Here is a 19,409-nt window from a genome sequence, read left to right as displayed (position 1 = left end):
GTCGTTACTCCATCATTTTTTCAATTGGCATAACGAGAATAGAGTTTGCACCAAGTGCTTTTAGCTCTTCCATGGTTTCCCAGAATAATGTCTCGCTACTTACCATGTGTAGCGCCACATAATCGTCAGAGCCAGCAAGTGATAATAGGGTAGGTTGACCAGTACCAGGCAGTAGTTCACATACTTCTGTTAATTTTGCTTTAGGCGCGTGAAGCATGATGTACTTACTTTCTTTAGCTTGTTTAACACCCTTTAAACGCGGCATTAATTTATTGATTAGAGCAAGCTTATCTTCATCGTTAAGTTTTGGATTTTGAATAAGACATGCATTCGATTCAAGAATAGTATCACCTTGCATTAAGCCGTTTGCTTCAAGGGTTGCGCCAGTAGAAACGAGATCACAGATTGCATCAGCAAGGCCTGCACGAGGTGCGACTTCTACAGAGCCAGTTAGCATTACCGCGCTTGCATTGATACCTTCACGTTTTAGGTAGCCTTTTAGAATTTCAGGGTAAGTTGTTGCAATACGCTTGCCTTCAAACCAAGACTTATCTTGTGGACCAAGTTCTTGTGGCCATGCAAGTGCAAGGCGACAGTAACCAAAATCTAACTTAGACAGTTTAAGTACTTCAGAATATTGGTTTAGGCTCTGGCGCTCCGCTTGCGTTTCTTCAAGTACGTTTTCACCAACGATACCTAGGTCACATACACCGTCCATTACAAGACCTGGAATATCGTCATCACGAACACGTAAAACATCGATAGGCATATTGGTTGAGTGTGCAATTAGGCGCTGTTCACGTAGGTTTAATTTAACACCTAGTTGCTTGAGAAGTTCTTGGCAATCTTTTGAAAGTCTGCCTGATTTTTGAATTGCGATTCTTAAACGATTGTTAGTACTCATAATTTATATCCTTTGTTCTAAAACGAAAAACCCCGAGGGAACCTCGGGGCGATATAAATTCTGAGTTGAGTCGCCGGGAGGTTCCTTTTAGGAATAACCCACCAGCGAAATACCTGACAGGCTATTCGGGTGTATGATGGTGATGATGAATAGTTGTCAGTGTAATAAACATGTAAATTCTCTTAATCAGTTTTGATAACGTAATTAGAAGAACATATTTTACGGTTTCAGTGCAACTAAAAATTTGATTTTTTTAAAGTATAAATTATAACGGTCGATAATAAGTAGTAGGTACAAGCTTGCAGGAGGATATAATGGATGCATTTAAACCTTTGTTAAATAACATAATTAGGCTTGAGGTGTCACATAAGCCGACTTTCTATGTTGCAGGTGTTATCGATAATAAAGTTGAAAAAATAAAACTCGATAAAGCTAAAAAAGAAGACGTAAAAAGAAAATCCAATGAGCAATCACCCAATAAAAAGCAAAAACAAAATGAAAACGACAAGGATGACGGTAAGCATTTAGATATATGGGCGTAACATATTAATCATGTTTTCGAACACTCTGTTGCTCATCTAAACACTAAACCGTACAATTGCAAAAAACACTGCTGTAGTCACTTCTTGCAAATTAAAACGCTTTTTTCAGAATCAGGTCCTTTAGCTTTAAATATTCCTGGATATAAACCAAGACAGCCACAAATTGATATGGCTGAGATGGTGCATGCCGCAATAGAACATAAATCTCAATGTGTGGTCGAAGCAGGAACCGGTACGGGTAAAACATTCGCTTATTTAATTCCTGTGTTACTCAGCGATAAAAAGTCCATTATTACCACTGGCTCTAAAGCACTACAAGAACAGCTTTATCATCGAGATTTGCCACAACTTTCTAAAATATTGAACAAAGGTAGAAAAGTTGCCCTGTTAAAAGGGCGTGCAAATTATCTATGTACCTACCGACTTGAGCAGCATGTCGCCCATGTTCCAACCGATGACCCTGATGTGATGCATCAACTTGCCATGGTTGCAAAGTTTGCCTCTCAAACTAATACGGGTGATTTAGCCGATTGTGTTGGTATTGAAGAAGATGCCAAAGTATTACCTTACGTAAACTCAACAGCGGATAACTGTTTAGGCAAGGAGTGTCCTGATTACGCTGAATGTTATATAAGAAAAGCGCGTATCAAAGCAATGGAAGCAGATATTGTGGTGATCAATCATCACTTATTTTTTGCTGATATGGCGGTGAAAGACTCTGGCTTTGCTGAGCTTATGCCTGATGCTGATAATTATATTTTTGATGAAGCGCACCAAATTCCAGAAATTGCCAGTGATTATTTTGGTGACAGCATAAGCACCAAACAGCTGGTTGCTTTAATCAACGATCTGCGTTTAATCTACCGCTCTGATATTCCAGACATGTTGCAATTGGGTAATACACTCAATAAGTTAGAAACGGCAGTTGCCGATCTTCGACTCGCTTTTGCAGGTGAGAGTTCACGGGGAGATTGGCGAGAATCTTTAACCAGCAAAACCATTTGTGATGCGTTGCACCGTGTCATTTCCGATTTAGATTTCTTATATAAAGTTTTAAAACTCTGCCTTGATAGAAGCGACAAAATTGAACACCCATTTGAAAAGGTGTTGCAGTTCAAAAATCAATTAGAGCGTGCATTTGACACCACACAAACGGGTTACAGCTATTGGTACGAGACGACCAGACGTTTCTTAACGATCAATATCACACCTTTAAACGTCGCAAATAAATTCAAAGAAATTATAGAGCGTACGCAAGCGAGTTTTACGTTCGCGTCAGCGACCTTGTCAGTAAATGATTCGTTAGATCATTTCAATAAGAGTTTGGGCTTAAAACCTAAGCATCAACTATTGGTCGAAAGTCCCTTTGATTATGAAAATCAGGCGGTGTTATGCATGCCTAGATATTTACCTGAAACAAGTGACGATATGATGCCACATAGCCTGGTAAAACTAGCCAAAGAGCTTATAAAAGCAGCAAAAGGGCGGACATTTTTACTTTTCACCAGTTACAGAGTCATGCACTTAGTTTATGAGGGGTTAAGTACTGCCACTGAATATCCTGTGTTTATGCAGGGGCAATCGTCTAAGCGGATCATTCTTGAACAGTTTATTCGACACGGAAATGCGGTATTGATGGGCACAGCTTCTTTTTGGGAAGGGGTTGATGTTCGTGGTGATGCACTCAGTTGTGTTTTAATTGATAAACTGCCTTTTACATCACCTGACGATCCATTATTACAAGCTAGAATGAAAGATTGTGAATTAACCGGCGGTGAGCCTTTTGAAGACATTCAATTACCCCAAGCAATCATTAACCTTAAACAAGGTGTCGGTCGCTTAATTCGAGATCACAGTGATAAAGGTGTACTTGTCATTTGCGATAACCGTCTAGTTACGCGAAAATATGGGCAGACATTTTTACAAAGCTTACCTAATATGCGCCGCACAAGAGATTTTCAAAGCGCATTACAGTTTTTAGAGAACATAGAATAATATGACTTATAACCTTTTAGCGTTAGATGCTTCAACTGAAGCGCTAAGTATTGCCATTCAATTTAATGGTCAAACAGTTAAACATTTTGAAGTTTGTCCTCAGCAACATAGCCAAAAAGTGTTGCCTTTAGTTTCTGAGTTATTAGACAAAGCTGGCTGTAAGTTACAAGATTTAGATGGCATTGTATTTGGTCGTGGACCGGGCAGTTTTACTGGTGTCCGTATTAGTGTCGCCATTGCGCAGGGGCTGGCTTACGGTGCAAACCTTCCGCTGGTGGGGGTTTCAACACTACAGGCAATGGCTCAACAAGCATTGGAAGAAAAAGAACTAGATTCAGTCGTTACGGGTATCGATGCAAGAATGGGTGAGATTTATTTCGCACATTATCGTAAATCTGAAACTGGACTCGCTGAATTAAACACAGATACAAATGAAGTGGTTTGTGCGCCAGCTGATTTACCTGAGTCGATTAAAGGCATAACTGCGGTAGGAACTGCATGGGAAGCTTATGCTGAGCAAGCCGCCGAATTAAATTTAGATGTCATCTCTGAAATTACCTTACCTGATGCCGCGTATATGCTAAAAATCGCAGAAGTTGAGTTTGTTAAAGGTAACACAGTTCAAGCTGCCGATGCGCAGCCTCATTATGTCAGAGATACGGTAACTTGGAAAAAGCTGCCTGGTAGAGAATAAATCCCGCTATCACGCTTAAATATTTAAAAAGCCAGAACAGTGTTCTGGCTTTTTAAAACTGATTATTTATCTATAAATTACTTTTCGATAAAGTGAATTAGTTTTTCTGCAATTTGCGTGTTGTTCTGTGACCCTATAAATTGTTCATAGCCTTTGCCGTAAGCAAATACTTGTACATCGATTGCAGTATGACCGCTTGTCGTCCAGCCAGTATAAGTCGCTGTATTAATGACTTTATTGATGGCTTTGTAAAGCGCTTCATCTCCGTCTTTTTTAGCTTTTGATAGCGAAGCTAAATTGTCTTTACTAAGCGCTAAACTTGTATGTTGAGACCAAGCAGTTTTTAAATCATCGGCTTCAAGTAGTGACTTAGTTATCGTCATAACAGAAGAATTTACTTTCTTCACCTCATCTGGTAGCCAAGTGTATTTACCATTCGCACCTAGGGTTAAACCGCCCGTAGAATGGTCGGCGGTTACAACTAATAACGTGTCGGGGTTTTGGTCAACATATGCTTTGGCTAGTTCAATTGATTTGGCAAAGTCGTGCATTTCTTTCATGGCACATGCAATATCATTTGCGTGCCCGCACCAATCAATTTGGCTGCCTTCTAGCATGATAAAGAAACCTTTATCATTGTTTTTAGATATTAAATCTAAAGACTTAAACGTCATTTTTTCTAAGCGGTTTGGATTCTCATCGATTGCGTGAGGAAACGCTTTGTCAGCAAATAGACCCAGTGCTGGTAATTGTTCAATTTGATTTAATTTTTGCCAATCAGACGTATATTGATAACCCGCTTTTTCAAACTCTTTAATTAAGTTTCTGTCGCTGCGTTTAAAATATTGCACGCCACCACCAAGCATTAAATCGACGGGTAGTTTTCCTGCAATTTTTATGTCGAAGTAATCATCAGCGATCTCATCATAGTTACGACGAGATTCGTTATGTGCTGCGAAACTCGCTGGTGTAGCGTGGTTTATTTGTGAAGTAGATACTAAACCAGTACGCATACCTTTTTCTTTGGCTACTTGAAGCATGGTTTTCAAAGGTTTTTTATGTGTGTCGACCGCAATTGCACCATTATAGGTTTTAGTAGCAGTACTAAGTGCTGTTGCACCTGCTGCACTGTCAGTAACATAAGTATCATCGTCAGGGTAGGTGTGTGCCATACCAACAAGGATTTGGTCAAATATAGTGGGTTCTACTACTTTGGTATTTGGGTTGTCAGAATAATAACGATATGCAGTGGTAAAAGCTGGGCCCATACCATCACCAATCATGTAAATAATATTCTTTGGTGCTTCGGTAGCAAATGCATGACTACCAAAAGCCATTAAGCACGATGTTGTTAATGCGCTCATCGCGTACTTCATATAAGTTCCTTATTTCTTCCCGTGTGATCAGATAGTTATCTAGCTATAACACTCGATTATTAATGAGTAATATTTAGCTATTATTTACTGATATTTTTTGCTTTTAAATTTAAGTAAGGTAAAGATATTACCAGTTAAGTGTTTTTTAAATAATGAAAATATGACAAGTAGCGAAAAAAATACGTTTAAAGCTTTAAAGCAGCTTGGTTTATCGGGAAAGTTTAAAGGAAGTGGTAAAAACTTGATTATCTGCCTTCATGGTTGGTTAGATAACTGCAATAGTTTTGCTCCGATCTTCGCTGAGGGTTTGAATACGCTTGACTACACTTGGCTTGCAATTGATTTGCCAGGGCATGGAGAATCTCACTGGAAAAGTCATGATGCCCACTATTATTTTATTGATTATGTTTATGACTTGAAAAGACTAATTGAAGAGCTTGATTTCAATAAAGTTTTCTTAGTGGGCCACTCAATGGGTGCCATGATCTGTAATCTATATGCCGCCTGTTACCCTGAACGCATTGCAGCTATGAGTTTGATTGATGGAATAGGGATAGTCACAACCAAACCGAGCGATACAAAACAGCAGTTATTAAACGCTTTTAAACAAAGAAAGAAGTCATCTGAGAGTTTGGAAAGCAAATCGTTTAGAAGTTTTGATGATGTTGTAAAGGCAAGAATGAAGGTTTCAGAATTAGATTATGATAACGCCGAACTTTTGATGAAACGAAATACGGAGTTTGTAGAACAAGGCGTTAAACTGAAAACTGATCCACGTTTAAAGCAACATTCAGGTTTCAGGTTCTCTACAGCACAAGCTTTGTCTTGTTTAGATGGTATTAAAACCCCAACACTGTTTATAAAAGCAGAGCAGGGGTACCCCATGATAGATGCTCAGCTAAAATTATTCAGAGATTGTTTTCAAAATTTGACGGTATCTGTTATGCCTGGAGGTCATCACTGCCATATGGAAAATGCAGCGCAAACTTTACAAACAATTTCATCTCATTTCGACGCATATAATGAATCTTGATTGTACATTGAAGAGAAATGTGGGAATATCGGTAAATTAGAGTTTTTGCTCAATTGTTAAAGTGCCTTAGATAGATTAAGGTTAATATTAAAATAAGAACGATAAACGAGGAGTTACTGTGGATAAAATTTGGTTAAAGCGTTACCCAAAAGGTATGCCTGAAACAATTGATCCAGAGCACTACAACTCACTGCTTGAATTATTTGACAAAAGTTTTACTGAGTACGCGTCTTTACCTGCGTACAGCAATATGTCAAAAACGATGACATATCAACAAGTTGATATTGCAACAAAAGCAGTTGCTAGCTATCTACAAAATACATTAGGGTTAGGTCGAGGCGATAAGGTTGCGGTGATGATGCCGAACTTATTGCAAACACCAATTAGTATTTTAGGTGTACTTCGTGCCGGTTGTACCGTAGTGAATGTAAACCCTTTATACACTGCGCGAGAATTAGAGCATCAGTTGAATGACTCTGAAACTAAAGCCATTTTTATTCTTGCAAACTTTGCTAATACGCTTGAAAGCGTGATTGGTAAGACAAACGTTAAACATGTTGTACTTACACAAATTGGCGACATGTTGGGCGGAGTTAAGAAGCATTTAGTTAACTTCGTGGTTAAGCGCGTGAAAAAGATGGTCCCACCATTTTCATTACCAAATGCTATTCCTTTTAATGAAGTCGTTCGTGCTGATCCGAATGCGTATAAAGCACCAGATATTCATAGAGATGACTTAGCATTTTTGCAATATACGGGGGGTACTACTGGTGTATCTAAAGGTGCAATGCTTTCACATGGCAATATGGTGGGTAACCTAGAGCAAGTTTCGGGTTGTTTAGACAATGTACTAGACAAAGGAAAAGAAGTTGTTATTACGGCACTCCCGCTTTACCACATTTTCGCATTAACAGCGAACTGCTTAACATTTATGAAGTATGGTGGTCATAATATCTTAATTACCAATCCACGTGATATGGCTGGGTTTGTTAAAGAATTAGCTAAGTACCCGTTCACTGCTATCACAGGGGTTAATACCTTATTTAATGGCTTGTTGAATACTCCTGGATTTTCGGATTTAGACTTTTCTAAGTTGAAAATGTCGCTAGGTGGCGGTATGGCTGTTCAACGCCCTGTGGCAGAAAAGTGGCAAGCAGTTACCAAGAGCAAACTAATGGAAGGTTATGGTCTAACAGAGTGTGCACCGCTTGTAACAATCTGCCCATATGACTTAGATGGTTACAATGGGTCAATCGGTTTACCTGCTCCGAGTACTGAGCTCAAGATTATTCTTGAAAACGGCGAAGAAGCACCTAAAGGTGAGGCCGGTGAGCTTTGCGTTAAAGGCCCACAGGTCATGCAAGGTTACTATAATCGTCCAGAAGCTACTGCAGAGTGTCTTAAGGATGGTTGGTTTGCTACGGGTGATATCGCAACTTACGATGACGAAGGTTTCTTCTATATCGTTGACCGTAAAAAAGATATGATCTTAGTGTCTGGTTTCAATGTGTTCCCTAACGAAATCGAAGAAATTGTTGCCATGCATGATGGTGTGCTTGAAGTCGCTGCCATTGGTGTGCCGCATGAAGTTAGTGGTGAACAAGTTAAAGTATTTGTCGTTAAAAAAGACCCATCTTTAACAGAAAAAGATATAATTAGTCATTGTCGAGATAATTTGACCAATTATAAAGTACCGAAACTAGTAGAGTTCCGTGACGAGTTACCAAAAACTAACGTCGGAAAAATTCTAAGGCGTGCTTTAAAAGATTGATAAAAACCGGCGAAAGCCGGTTTTTTTATAACACAAGGCTTAGGAGTGAAAGTGCAGTACCAAGTCATTACAGAGCAACAACAATTAGATCAATTTGTAAAAGCGATTGGTGACGCCACTATATTGGCATTAGATACGGAGTTCATGCGTCGTCGTACTTTATATCCTGAAGTCGCACTGATCCAAGTTTATGATGGACAAAACTTAGCATTAATAGATCCATTAGCAGCGTTAGATTATTCTGCTTTTTGGGAAATTTTGAAATCAGATGGTGTATTAAAAATACTACATTCACCGTCTGAAGACATTGAAGTATTCAATAACTTCGCTGGTTTTGTACCAACGCCGATGTTCGATACTCAATTTGCTTTACAATTATTAGGTCAAGGCAATTGTGTTGGTTTTGCAAATATGGTTAAGCAAATCCTTGAAATAGAAATTGATAAAAGTGAATCAAGGACAAACTGGTTACAGCGGCCATTGACAACGAAGCAATTAGATTACGCAGCCAGTGATGTGTTTTATTTGCTACCTTGTTTCAATTATATTTCTGAGCAAATCTCTGAAAAGGGTTTAACCCATATCGTACTTGAAGAAAGCCAATTGGTTATTGAGAAACGTTCTTACGAATTACCAGATGAATTACTTTACCAAGATATTAAAAATGCATGGCAACTTAAACCGCGAGATTTAGCTGCTTTAAAACTGCTTGCGCCGTGGAGAAAGAGTAAAGCTAAGAATAAAAATTTAGCTTTGAATTTTGTTTTAAAAGAACAAAACATGGTCGAGATAGCAAGGCGTCGGCCTACCAGCCTTTCTTCTTTGAGAAATATACCTGGTGTTGAGGCTATGGAAGTAAATCGCTCTGGTAAAGAAATCCTAAATCTCATCGAGCAAGCGAAATCAGTCGATATAGAAGCATGTCCTGAGAAATTACTTCGCTTGATTGATTATCCTCAATACAAAAGAGCTGCAAAAGACATTGCAACTAAAATAAAGCAAGTGGCTTCGACCACTGAAATTCCTGCTGACGTATTTGCTTCAAAAAAACAAATTAATCAATTGATCAGTTGGAAATGGAAACACACTGATGAAACAAGGGATTTATTAATTAGGCCAGATCTACTTAAATCCTGGCGATGGGAGTTTTTAAAAGACGTTCTTGTGGAATGGCAATAGCTAAAGTTTGTCGATGAAAATAAAAAAGCCTAGGCATTGCCTAGGCTTTTTTATTAAGACTTTTCGTCATCAGGTAATGTAACGTTAAGTTCAAGAACTGCTAAATCATCCTCATTTTGTTCAAATTGGACGTTTACAGCGTCAGAATCGACCTTCACGTACTTTCTAATAACATCTAAAATATCTTGCTTTAATTGTGGCAAGTAATCAGGCGTGCCGCGTTTTGAGCGTTCATGTGCAACGATAATTTGAAGTCGCTCTTTAGCCAGCGAAGCGCTTGATTTCTTTTCTGAACGAAAATAATCGAGTAATGACATTCTATCCTCCAAATATACGCTTGAATAAACCTTTCTTCTCAACCTCTAAGAATCTGAAATCAACGACTTCACCGAGTAAGCGATTAATTGCATCAGCGTAAGCTTGACCAGCGTCAGATTCATTATCAAGGATAACAGGTTGACCAGAGTTAGAGGCATTTAGCACTGCCGTTGATTCTGGGATCACGCCAAGAAGGTCAATAGCAAGAATTTCTTGTACATCTTCCACAGACAACATTTCACCTGCGTTTACACGTTCAGGGTTGTAGCGAGTAAGAAGTAGATGTTCTTTAACTGGATCTAAGCCTTGCTCAGCACGACGAGATTTACTCTGTAAAATACCTAAAATACGATCTGAATCTCGTACAGAAGATACTTCAGGGTTTGTTGTTACAATTGCTTCATCCGCAAAATACAGCGCCATCATAGCACCAGCTTCTATACCTGCAGGCGAATCACATACAATATAGTCAAACTCTTCTTTTAACTCTTCTAAAACTTTTTCTACGCCTTCTTTTGTAAGTGCATCTTTGTCACGTGTTTGTGATGCAGGAAGGATATAGAGTTTTTCGACTCTTTTGTCTTTGATAAGAGCTTGATTTAAATTTGCTTCACCATTAATAACGTTAACAAAGTCATAAACAACTCTGCGTTCACAACCCATAATTAAATCAAGGTTTCTAAGGCCAATATCAAAGTCAATAATGGCTGTTTTGTATCCTTTGAGCGCTAGGCCTGTGCCAATTGCTGCGCTAGAGGTAGTTTTACCTACACCACCTTTACCTGAAGTTACGACAATAATTTTTGCCATCTGAATTATCCTTTGACCAAAGCTGTTATTTCTAAAGATTCGTTACGTTGTGTTATTTGTGCTGGTTGTTCCCAATATTCACCTTGAAGTGATTCACTTAACCAATAGCTACCATTGATTGAAACTAACTCAGCTTTTAATTGTTGACAATAAATTGCCGCATCTTGTGCACCTGAAGCGCCTGCTATTGCACGACCTCTCAAAGTACCATAAATATGAATATTACCATCTGCGATTACTTCAGCGCCGTGACTTACTGCTCCAAGTATAATTAAGTCTCTGCCTTTGGCATAAATTTGTTGACCAGAACGCACTGTTGTTTGAATAACTTGAGGCGGTAAATAAACTTCTTTTTCTACAACCTCGGTCGAAGTGCTAGATTTAGGCTTTTGCACGTCCTGACTGTAATTTAGTACTGACAAGCCAACTTCTTTAGCCGAGATATTTTGCTGTTCAGAACCGTTACACACCCCAACTGGGTTAAGTTGTAAAGCAGAAATTGCATTGCGAAGTTCAAGAAAGTCAATTGATTCTTCTTGAACTTGTGAAAGATTAACTACGATAGGCGCACCTTGGAAAAATTTTGGTGCTTGAGAGATCTTTTCGTCTAGCTCTTTGCGTAATAGAGCTAAGTCGACAGTAAATAGATGTAATACAGAAAGAGTGAAAAGGTTGCCTTTTAACTCGAATGTTTGTTCAGACATATTACGCAGTTCTTATAATTATCCAGTTTATAAAATTAGAAAGAGAGAATATGAAGCATAGAACTGAAGCTTAATTTAAGCTTCATTGTTGCTCGCTAAACTTTCCAATTATATTTTTAGTCATGTTATAGTGCTGTCAAGATATAAGCAAGAATTTATAGGGTTATAATGCTAACTGCGGTCTACAAAAGCTCAAAAAGAGCAGATACTTACCTTTACATTGAAAAACGTGATGATTTTAGCAAAATTCCTGAACCTTTAATGGGTATGTTTGGCACTCCAATTTACGTCATGATGTTCGATTTATCTAAGAGAGAACGCTTAGGTGTTGCTGATATCGGTCTTGTTCAGTCTGAGTTAACTGATAAAGGGTTTTATTTACAATTACCACCAAAAGAAGAGAACCTTTTGGATGAATTAAAAAAACAAAACGGAGTAGATAGTGTCTAAATTTGTTCTTCCTCTAGTAATCGCTTCGAGTTTATCATTTTCAGTCTTTGCTAATACGCAAGCAAAATTCGATGAATATGTTTCAAACTTGAAAGTTGAAGCGCTAGAAAAGGGTTATAGTCAGACCTTGATCGACGAAGCGTTTGCAACGGTTAAATTCAAAAAGAAAGTTATAAAAGCGGATAAAAACCAACCAGAAGTGGTTGAAACCCTAGAAACTTATTTACCAAAACGCGTGCCTCAGTGGAAAGTTGATAGAGCCAGAAACTTATATTCAAAACATAAACCTGTTTTAGAAACGATCGCAAAAGAATATGGTGTACAAGCTAGATTCATCGTTGCTTTATGGGGACTTGAAAGTAACTTCGGTCGTATTCAAGGTGGCCACCCTGTTATTAGTTCTGTTGTTACACTCGCATTCGATGGCAGACGAGAGGCTTTATACAAGCGTCAGCTCTGGGCTGCACTTGATATATTAAAAGATGGTCATATTAGTTTAGATAAATTTAAAGGCTCCTGGGCTGGGGCTATGGGTCAAACTCAGTTTATGCCAACTTCTTTTAATTCTTATGCCGTTGATTACGATGGTGACGGGCGAAAAGATATTTGGACGACTGAAGTTGATGCATTTGCTTCAATTGCTAATTATTTAAAACAAGCTGGTTGGAATGACAATCTTACTTGGGGTCGCCAAATCCAACTACCTGAAAACTTTGACCATAAGTATGTTCTAAAACGAGGCACTAAGACGCGTAAACAATGGCTTGAATACTGGAAAGATTCAGAGCGTTCTTTAAGTGACTGGCAAGCTCTTGGTTTACGAAGAGCGGATGGTTCAGACTTACCTAAAGTAGATATTACAGCTGCGTTAGTAATGCCTGACGACATTAATGGTCGTATGTATTTAGCGTATGATAATTACAAAGCCTTAATGCATTGGAATCGCTCTTATTACTTTGCAACAAGCGTTGGTTACCTATCAGATAGAATTGGCTATCCAAAAATTTAGTACGATTCTCATATAAAAAAGGCAGCTTCATAGCTGCCTTTTTTGATTGGGCATAATGCCTGCAAGTGTGAAACTATTTCTTTAAAAGCTTATCTTTTAAATCTATTACTTTGCTAACCGAAGACCCAAGCTTCATGAGAGTTTGTAATTGTTCAGGTGAGAGTCTTTGTAATTCGGCTGACCATTTAGTTACCGTTTCTAATAAGTCATGGATCTGCTGCATTTGCTCTTGAGCATAAGCTTCTTCATTAGACTGAGCCGGTTCTATAATCGAATCTCTAAGTAAGGTAAGTGTTGGATCGATTTCTCTTTTTCTTCGTTCTTCAAAAACTTTATTTGCCAAATCCCAAATAGACCCATTTGGTGCATAGTATTCTTTTCTATCACCAGGGACATGAATGACTTTAACCAGTTGCCAAGATTGTAGTTCTTTGATCCCCATACTGACATTACCACGGCTAATTCTAAGTGCTTCAGCAATTTCATTTGCACTTAGAGGCTGTTCACTGATAACTAACAGACCAACCATTTGTCCAATCGTTCTGTTAAAACCCCAGCGGCTACCCATTTCACCACAGTGCAATACAAAGTTTTCTAATTTCTGAGATAAAATCATTTTTAAAGTTTCAGTAAAATTTGAAAGTCAATTTAGACTTAGCAGAATTTAATTGCAAGGAAATTATTGAATTAATATGAAGGAGATCAATAAAAACAAAAAAGAGGAGCAGGGCTCCTCTTTCATTTATTTCACAGTTGTTATCTTACTGCAAACATGATTAGTCCAGGTAGTACGAAGAATGAACCAAGTACATAACCTAACGCTGCTGGCTTATTTTCAGCGCCAATCTTTGCAAGTTTGTCAGCAAGCTGTAATGGAATCTCACGCAGTAAAGGCATACCGTAGATTAGGGCTACTGCAAATACATTAAACATTACATGAACTAGGGCAATGGTTAGTGCCACTTCTGCTGCCGGACCTGTGATAGACGTTGCTGCAAGTAGTGCTGTGATGGTAGTACCAATGTTCGCACCTAGTGTGAATGGATAAATTTGGCGTGTAGTGAATACACCGCTACCTGCTAGAGGGATCATTAAGCTCGTAGTGGTTGAAGATGATTGAACCATTACAGTAACTGCGGCACCTGATGTGATACCTGCAATTGGACCACGACCGATTGCGCCGTGTAGTAAATCTTTTGCTTTGCCAACTAGTGCTTTTTTCAATAGTTTACCAAGCGTAGTTACAGCAAACAGGATCATCGCAATACCGATAACAACCATTGCAATACCAACAGCTTTGCCGTCTAAGAAGCTAACTGCGTCTTTAACTAAACCTACAGCTGGTTTTACTAGTGGCTTGATGAAGTTGTAGCTTTTAAGTGAAAGGTCTGCATCACCAACAAATAAATGTGCCAGGCTAGATGCAAATTTCTCTAATAAGCCAAACATGATCTCAAGTGGTAAGAAGATTAATACCGCAAGTAGATTAAAGAAGTCATGAACTGTTGATGCTGAAAATGCACGTTGGAATTCTTCTTTAGAACGAATATGACCAATAGAAACTAATGTATTAGTAATTGTAGTACCAATGTTTGCACCCATGACCATTGGAATTGCAATACTGATAGGCAATCCACCAGCTACTAAACCTACAATCACAGATGTTACAGTTGAAGATGATTGAACCAGTGCTGTTGCAAGTGCACCAAGTAATAAGGCAACAAATGGGTTGGTTGCGAATGAGAAAATCTCTTTAGCACCGGCACTACCACCAGATGCTAATTTAAAACCACCACTGACTGTACCAACGGCAACTAATACCAAATAAACTAAGAAAGCAATTGCAGCCCAGTTTAAGATTTTATTGAAAAGTGTTTGCTGATTAGAAGCACTCATAATGTTCTCGTTTTGTTTATGCCTTATATGGCATTTTCATGAAGTTTTTGTTTCAGGCGGCATTAAAACAGAGAAATATTACAGAAATATTTCATCTTGGCGATTGTGTAATCATTCAAGTGTTTAATGACATAAAATTAATTCAGAACACTATAGAAACATATAGTTACAGATTTATGATTTTACATTCATTTACAATCTGATTAGTGTGTAATCTGATACAATCCATATTTGATCCATAGTTGGTTCATAAATTGTAAATATTAATAATTCTTAATTGATTCTATTTGATGCGTTTTTGTTACTTTATTGTTTTTAGTCTATGTTTTGTCCTTTACAGTTTTGCTGTGAAAGCAAGTGACCTAGTATTAGATAAGCATGGTGCGGTCTATGAGCTAAAGGACTTTGGCTTGATGCACCTTAACTATGACAATAAATTATTTGACTCTAATGCTATTAGAGATAACAGAAATTGGGTTGAAGCGTATAGTCTAAAACAGAAGCCACAAATTCATAATTACAGTAAATGGTTAAAACTTGAAGTTGAAAACCAGTCTGATTTAGAAAATTGGTATCTTTCTTTTGGTTATGCAAGACTTCCTTTGTTTCGAATTTATGAAATTGAAGACACGAGCTTAAAATTAAAGTTAGAACTTGATGCTAATGATACATTTTATGATAGACCGATTTTCGACCCCCAGCTTTATATTCCTATAAATTTAAACCTAAATAGAAAACACACACTTTTAATTGAATACAGAACGTTTGCCAACGCACCTGCCAATATTCGATTACATAGCTACAATCATTATTTAGCCACTTCGCAAAAAAGTACACTTATTAATGGTGCAATAGCTGGTATTGTCATGGCTATTCTTCTCATAATTAGTGTAAATCTATTTTTTAACCCTAATAGAACCAATATTTTCTATGCACTATGGACATTCACTTTTTTAATGATTGTATTGGATATGTCTGGCTTCACCTCAAAGTATTTTTGGCCTATGTTAGGCGGTGAGTCCAGCTTATTTTCAACTCTGTTAATGACATCAGTGCCAATTTTTCATTTGCTTTTTATCAAGAGTTTCTTACAACTCAAGCAATTTAATCGTATGCTTTGTAAAATCTATACGTTTTTATTATATGCATATCTTGTTCTGATCCCGGTTTCATTGTGGTTCAACACTGTATTTTTTAATTTAGTCCTGAGCACTTTGATTATTCCACTATTTTTATATACAGCTTATTGGAGTTGGTATCAAAAAGCCCCAGGTATAAAAGTTTTTTCGTTAAGCCTCTTTAATCATGTCTTATTTGTAAATGTATTGACGATTGTCGGTGCAAGTTATGGCAATATTTTTCCAAGCCTTGAGATTTCTGATTACATTAAAATAGGGTACTTACTTGAGGTTAGTCTGTTTACCGTTGCGCTGGCGATACAAAACAAATCAGTACAAAATAAACTTGTCACATATCTTGAAACGCAAGTTGATGTGTTAAATCAGAATCTTCATAAAGAGAAACTTCAGCAAGAATCAAGCATTGAAGCTGTTAAACAAAAAGAAGAAAAGTTATTTGCTGATTTATCTCACGAATTAAGAACGCCACTGACAGTGATGAAAGTACAAGTGGAATCACTACAGCATAATATTGTAGATAATGTGCACACAAGCTACGGTAAGTTGATGAATAAGATCGATGAGCTCAATTTGTTTATCGATCACTTAATGCAAGTTTCACCAAATGTGCAATCTTTAAAAGTGAAACAGTATACGGTTAAAGATTTATTAGCACACATTCAATCTATCAATGTAGACAATACGAAGTTGAGTTTAGCGCTTCCTGATGAGAACTCTTTACCCGCAAAGCAAATGGAGCTTTCTTTAGAATACGATCAACAAGGCCTAATTACTGTACTTAATGAGTGTTGTGACAATGCCATTGCACATGGGGGTTCACAAATGAATATTTCAATAAATATTGATAACGAATCAGATGCACTTAGTATAAATATAGATAATTCAGGTGAAGCAATCTCTTCAGATTTATTCAAAGACATATTCAACCCCCTTGTGCGCTTAGATGAAGCAAGACAAAACTCAAGTAAACATAAAGGTGTTGGCTTAAGTTTATGTAAGCAAATTATCGAAGCCAATCTTGGGAAAATTTTCGCCTCAAACGGTCCGCTGGGTGGATTAAGTGTTCATATTGTGTTGCCTTTAAAAGTGTAACAAAGCGTTTAAACTTAAATTAACACATGGTTTTTTTATTAAGCTCTGGCACACTGTCATAAATACCTTAATAAGGACACATGATGTTTAAATACTCTCTAATAGCTATCGCTTTAACTGCTTCTTTGGTCGGTTGTAGTGCCACAGGCACTGACACACAGCGTTCAGCAGAATCTATCAAACAGCTTAATCAAAATGAACTCGTTAACAGTTTAAGTGAAGATTACTTTAACTCAATGGTTGAACTTAGCCCAATTTCAGGCACGTATATGGGCAGACAAGGTGTCAATGATAAGTTTGATTCGGCTGCAACGGACGAAAGTCTTAAAGAAACATATGAACTACTAACGTCATATCAACAGAAGCTAGATAAAATTGATAAAAATAACTTGTCAGGTCAAGCATTACTAAGTTATGAGATTCTAAAACGTGATCTTGCCTTTTCTAAACAAGGTTTTGAATTTCCAAGTTATATGATGCCAATCAATCAAATGTCTGGTTTGCATAATGTATTTGCCGGCCTAGGCTCAGGACAAAGCGCTCAGCCATTTAATAGCGTTGAAGATTATAACAACTTTGTTTCTCGAGCAGATGGATTTATTGAATGGCTTGCAGGTATTGAATCGAATATGCGCCTGGGGATAGAAAAAGGCGTTGTTTTACCTAAAGCTCTAACCACTAAACTCATTCCTCAGTTTGAAGCCCATATTGTAGAAGACGAAACTCAATCAGTTTTCTGGGGACCAATTAATAACTTCCCTGACTCTTTCACAAAAACTGAAAAAGAACAGTTAACAGCTAAATACAAATCAATGGTTCTTGAAAAGCTTGTTCCTGCTTACAAGAAAATGACACATTTTTTGAAGACAGAGTACCTACCCAACAGCCGTGAAAGTGTTGGCTATAGCTCATTACCAAATGGTAAAGCTTGGTATGAATATCAGATTGCGAACCATACCACTTTAGACATGAGCGCTGATGAAATTCACGAAATTGGTTTAAGCGAAGTTGCGCGTATAAGAAATGAAATGGAATGGGTAAAAGGTCAATTAAAATTTGAGGGTGACTTACAAGCTTTCTTCGAGTTTTTAAGAGAAGATGAACAGTTCTATTTCAAATCTGCAGATGAATTGATCAATGCCTATGTTGAAGTTAAGAAAAAAATAGATGCACGAGTGCCACTGTTATTTGATATCGCCCCGAAAGCTGATTACGAAGTAAAGTTGGTTGAAGCCTTCAGAGCAGAATCTGCAGCGGGTGCATCATATGCTGCGCCTGCACCTGATGGCAGTCGACCGGGTGTATTTTATATTAATGCGCATAACTTAAAGGCACAGCCAAAGTTTTTAGTTGAGACCCTATCAATTCATGAAGCTGCACCCGGACACCATTTTCAAATCGCACTTCAGCAAGAAGTAAAGGGTCTTCCAAGTTTTAGAAAATTTGGTGGGTACACTGTATTTGCTGAAGGCTGGGCACTTTATGCAGAAAGCCTTGGTAAAGATCTCGGTTTATTCACAGATCCACTCATGTGGTACGGTCGCTTAGTTGACGAACAATTAAGGGCGATGCGCCTTGTTGTTGACACAGGCCTTCATGCTAAGGGCTGGTCACGAGCGCAAGCAATTCAGTTTATGCTAGAAAATTCGTCTATGGCTGAATCTGATGTCACGGCAGAAGTTGAACGTTATATTGGTTGGCCAGGACAAGCCGTTTCATACAAGGTTGGTCAGTTTAAAATTCAAGAGCTAAGAGAGTATTCAGAACAGCAACTTGGTAACAAATTTGATATCAAAGCATTTCATACTCAAATCTTGATTGATGGCGCTCTGCCAATGCCAATTCTAGAATCTAAGATTAAAAAGTGGGTTGAATCACAGCGATAATTTTTGCTTTTTGGGTCAACATTAGTTGGCCCTTTGCTTGTAATGCTACCATCAAGTAAAATTTACTTGTTTATAGTAATTTGAGAAAACAATGGGCGCAGAACAATTTTGGCAAACTAAATCGCTTGAGCAAATGAATGACCAAGAATGGGAAAGCATTTGTGATGGGTGTGGTAAGTGTTGTCTACATTCTTTTATAGACAGTGATGAAGAGGATTTTTCTAGTACCGATCACCTACGAGAGGGAGAAATACTTATATATTCAAGTTTAGTTTGTCAGTACATCGATGAACAGACTTGTGCATGTACACGTTATGCAGAAAGACAAACGCTCGTGCCATCTTGTGTCAAACTCACCAAAGAAAACCTGAAAGATATTTTTTTCATGCCTAATAGTTGTAGCTACAGGCGCCTTTATGAAGGCAGGGGCTTAGCAAGTTGGCATCCTTTGCTGAACAAAGGCAAAAAGGACAAAATGAATGAGCTTGGGATCAGTATTCAAGGTAGAGTCACTAAAGACAATACAGTCGATATTGAAGAAAATTTTGAAGACTACATAGTCGATTGGCCAGAATTTGATTGTGATTAATTGAAACTCAGTAAAAAGCTAG

Annotated in this window: 18 protein-coding genes; 11 read left to right on the top strand and 7 right to left on the bottom strand. The window is 37.9% G+C overall.

Annotated features, from left to right (window positions below):
* Nucleotides 1–4 precede the first annotated feature (4 nt).
* On the bottom strand, nucleotides 5–904 hold the full coding sequence (gene hisG / locus ACXAC4_RS24100) for an ATP phosphoribosyltransferase (protein WP_058032502.1): 900 nt from the start codon (nucleotides 902–904) through the stop codon (nucleotides 5–7).
* Between the two features lie 314 nt (nucleotides 905–1,218).
* Here hisG and ACXAC4_RS24095 point away from each other — a divergent pair, with 314 nt between their 5' ends.
* The 3 genes from ACXAC4_RS24095 (at nucleotide 1,219) to tsaB (ending at nucleotide 4,135) form a co-directional block, all read left to right on the top strand.
* Nucleotides 1,219–1,446, top strand: a complete 228-nt coding sequence (locus ACXAC4_RS24095; protein ID WP_475166574.1) for a hypothetical protein — start codon at nucleotides 1,219–1,221, stop codon at nucleotides 1,444–1,446.
* Between the two features lie 84 nt (nucleotides 1,447–1,530).
* A complete protein-coding gene (locus ACXAC4_RS24090; RefSeq protein ID WP_475166571.1) occupies nucleotides 1,531–3,441 on the top strand; it encodes an ATP-dependent DNA helicase in 1,911 nt (636 codons plus the stop codon).
* 1 nt (nucleotide 3,442) lies between these two features.
* Nucleotides 3,443–4,135, top strand: coding sequence for a tRNA (adenosine(37)-N6)-threonylcarbamoyltransferase complex dimerization subunit type 1 TsaB (gene tsaB / locus ACXAC4_RS24085; RefSeq protein WP_475166566.1), 693 nt, complete (start codon nucleotides 3,443–3,445; stop codon nucleotides 4,133–4,135).
* A 77-nt stretch (nucleotides 4,136–4,212) separates the two neighbouring features.
* Here tsaB and ACXAC4_RS24080 read toward each other — a convergent pair whose 3' ends face one another.
* Nucleotides 4,213–5,511 carry an alkaline phosphatase gene (locus tag ACXAC4_RS24080; RefSeq protein WP_475166564.1) on the bottom strand — a complete coding sequence of 433 codons (1,299 nt, stop codon included), beginning with the start codon at nucleotides 5,509–5,511 and terminating at the stop codon, nucleotides 4,213–4,215.
* A 97-nt stretch (nucleotides 5,512–5,608) separates the two neighbouring features.
* On the opposite strand from ACXAC4_RS24080, the gene ACXAC4_RS24075 reads away from it, so the two are divergent.
* From ACXAC4_RS24075 to rnd, 3 genes are all read left to right on the top strand, one after another.
* Entirely contained in the window at nucleotides 5,609–6,544 is a 936-nt protein-coding gene (locus ACXAC4_RS24075) for an alpha/beta fold hydrolase (RefSeq protein WP_475166560.1), read from the top strand.
* Between the two features lie 118 nt (nucleotides 6,545–6,662).
* A complete protein-coding gene (fadD, locus tag ACXAC4_RS24070) occupies nucleotides 6,663–8,315 on the top strand; it encodes a long-chain-fatty-acid--CoA ligase FadD (protein WP_475166557.1) in 1,653 nt (550 codons plus the stop codon).
* A 51-nt stretch (nucleotides 8,316–8,366) separates the two neighbouring features.
* Nucleotides 8,367–9,494, top strand: a complete 1,128-nt coding sequence (gene rnd / locus ACXAC4_RS24065) for a ribonuclease D (protein WP_475166552.1) — start codon at nucleotides 8,367–8,369, stop codon at nucleotides 9,492–9,494.
* Nucleotides 9,495–9,547: 53 nt separating this feature from the next.
* On the opposite strand, the gene minE is transcribed toward rnd, so the two are convergent.
* From minE to minC, 3 genes are read right to left on the bottom strand one after another with little or no spacing between them, the layout of a single operon-like run.
* Nucleotides 9,548–9,811, bottom strand: a complete 264-nt coding sequence (gene minE, locus ACXAC4_RS24060; protein WP_058032510.1) for a cell division topological specificity factor MinE — start codon at nucleotides 9,809–9,811, stop codon at nucleotides 9,548–9,550.
* A gap of 1 nt (nucleotide 9,812) precedes the next feature.
* On the bottom strand, nucleotides 9,813–10,622 hold the full coding sequence (gene minD, locus ACXAC4_RS24055; RefSeq protein ID WP_475166547.1) for a septum site-determining protein MinD: 810 nt from the start codon (nucleotides 10,620–10,622) through the stop codon (nucleotides 9,813–9,815).
* Between the two features lie 5 nt (nucleotides 10,623–10,627).
* The gene (gene minC, locus ACXAC4_RS24050; RefSeq protein WP_475166541.1) at nucleotides 10,628–11,326 is read right to left on the bottom strand and encodes a septum site-determining protein MinC; all 699 of its coding nucleotides are present in this window, start codon (nucleotides 11,324–11,326) and stop codon (nucleotides 10,628–10,630) included.
* 168 nt (nucleotides 11,327–11,494) lie between these two features.
* Here minC and ACXAC4_RS24045 point away from each other — a divergent pair, with 168 nt between their 5' ends.
* Nucleotides 11,495–11,776, top strand: coding sequence for a YcgL domain-containing protein (locus tag ACXAC4_RS24045; RefSeq protein WP_349287024.1), 282 nt, complete (start codon nucleotides 11,495–11,497; stop codon nucleotides 11,774–11,776).
* Entirely contained in the window at nucleotides 11,769–12,785 is a 1,017-nt protein-coding gene (locus ACXAC4_RS24040) for a lytic murein transglycosylase (RefSeq protein WP_432760862.1), read from the top strand. Before ACXAC4_RS24045 ends, ACXAC4_RS24040 begins: the two co-directional genes overlap by 8 nt.
* A 73-nt stretch (nucleotides 12,786–12,858) precedes the next feature.
* Here the strand turns inward: ACXAC4_RS24040 and ACXAC4_RS24035 are convergent, their stop codons facing one another.
* Both ACXAC4_RS24035 and ACXAC4_RS24030 read right to left on the bottom strand, forming a co-directional pair.
* Nucleotides 12,859–13,401: a GbsR/MarR family transcriptional regulator gene (locus tag ACXAC4_RS24035; RefSeq protein WP_349287025.1), complete on the bottom strand. Its 543-nt coding sequence runs from the start codon at nucleotides 13,399–13,401 to the stop codon at nucleotides 12,859–12,861.
* A gap of 140 nt (nucleotides 13,402–13,541) precedes the next feature.
* A complete protein-coding gene (locus ACXAC4_RS24030) occupies nucleotides 13,542–14,681 on the bottom strand; it encodes a Na/Pi symporter (RefSeq protein WP_349287026.1) in 1,140 nt (379 codons plus the stop codon).
* Between the two features lie 347 nt (nucleotides 14,682–15,028).
* On the opposite strand from ACXAC4_RS24030, the gene ACXAC4_RS24025 reads away from it, so the two are divergent.
* The 3 genes from ACXAC4_RS24025 to ACXAC4_RS24015 all read left to right on the top strand — a co-directional run bounded on the left by ACXAC4_RS24025 (nucleotide 15,029) and on the right by ACXAC4_RS24015 (nucleotide 19,387).
* Nucleotides 15,029–16,912 carry a sensor histidine kinase gene (locus ACXAC4_RS24025; protein WP_475166536.1) on the top strand — a complete coding sequence of 628 codons (1,884 nt, stop codon included), beginning with the start codon at nucleotides 15,029–15,031 and terminating at the stop codon, nucleotides 16,910–16,912.
* 80 nt (nucleotides 16,913–16,992) lie between these two features.
* Complete coding sequence (locus tag ACXAC4_RS24020; protein ID WP_475166533.1) at nucleotides 16,993–18,798, top strand: DUF885 domain-containing protein; 1,806 nt, start codon at nucleotides 16,993–16,995, stop codon at nucleotides 18,796–18,798.
* Nucleotides 18,799–18,889: 91 nt separating this feature from the next.
* Nucleotides 18,890–19,387 (top strand): YcgN family cysteine cluster protein, encoded by a 498-nt coding sequence (locus ACXAC4_RS24015; RefSeq protein WP_475166529.1) that lies wholly within the window; start codon nucleotides 18,890–18,892, stop codon nucleotides 19,385–19,387.
* Nucleotides 19,388–19,409: the final 22 nt, after the last annotated feature.

This window comes from Pseudoalteromonas sp. AWM4_233, from assembly GCF_056158285.1.
This window is presented reverse-complemented; position numbering and strand designations above follow the sequence as displayed.